This is a genomic window from Oribacterium sp. HCP3S3_B9, assembly GCF_052064255.1.
GTDB lineage: Bacteria > Bacillota > Clostridia > Lachnospirales > Lachnospiraceae > Oribacterium.
In genome coordinates this window covers 1-392 of sequence record NZ_JBQHVY010000088.1, presented here as the reverse complement: position 1 = coordinate 392, position 392 = coordinate 1, and the positions used below count along the sequence as shown (strand labels likewise).

The window sequence follows — 392 nt, the reverse complement described above, 5'->3', positions numbered from 1 at the left end:
GTGTTGATGCGGTCAGGGGTAACACCCGTTCCCATCCCGAACACGACGGTTAAGACTTGATCGGCCGAAAATACTACATTGGTAACGATGTGGGAACATAGGTGGACGCCATTCTTTATGGGGGTATAGCTCAGTTGGGAGAGCACCTGCCTTGCAAGCAGGGGGTCAAGGGTTCGAATCCCTTTATCTCCATTGCGGACTTGACAAAACTTACGGGTTCTGATAAGATTCGCAGGCGCTGAAAAGCGTCATCGTACCTTGAAAACTATATACTGCGAAATATATAAATTATTCTATTTAATAGAGTAAGACATCCGAGGCGTTAACGAAAGTTAACGAATTAAAAAACCAGATGGTGGAAACATCATCACACAGCCAACATCGATTCACGC

The 392-nt window shown here is 45.2% G+C and carries 1 tRNA gene and 1 rRNA gene; both read left to right on the top strand.

Annotated features, from left to right (window positions below):
• Positions 1-114 (top strand): 5S ribosomal RNA (gene rrf, locus ACTNC3_RS11570); the annotation flags it as partial.
• 5 nt (positions 115-119) lie between these two features.
• A tRNA-Ala gene (locus ACTNC3_RS11565) sits at positions 120-192 on the top strand.
• Positions 193-392 lie beyond the last annotated feature (200 nt).